Source organism: Bacillus sp. SIMBA_005, assembly GCF_046535585.1.
Taxonomy (GTDB): domain Bacteria; phylum Bacillota; class Bacilli; order Bacillales; family Bacillaceae; genus Bacillus; species Bacillus pumilus.
Genome location: NZ_JAWRWI010001261.1, coordinates 1 through 232, shown reverse-complemented (window position 1 = coordinate 232; position 232 = coordinate 1). Strand labels below are relative to the sequence as shown.

General features: G+C 36.2%; 1 protein-coding gene. It reads right to left on the bottom strand.

All coding sequences use genetic code 11. From position 1 onward, the window contains the following. A partial coding sequence (locus tag SB660_RS24115) for a site-specific integrase (protein ID WP_486304233.1) occupies nucleotides 1–225 on the bottom strand: 225 nt, incomplete at its 3' end. Nucleotides 226–232: the final 7 nt, after the last annotated feature.

The window sequence follows — 232 nt, the reverse complement described above, 5'->3', positions numbered from 1 at the left end:
AGTATCTTCATGTTTCATACTTCGATCCCACTTCTTTTTAATACACCAAGCTTTGTACCTCTTTAATTGTGCGTATAATTCATTGTTCATACTAATTTTCCTATAGCCATTATCGCTTTTCGGTGGCCCAAGCCCTGTTCGTGTCCGAGCTTTATTAATAGTTATTGTCTTATTTTTAAAGTCGATATCATTCCATGTTAACCCCATCATTTCACCTTTACGCATTCCTGTC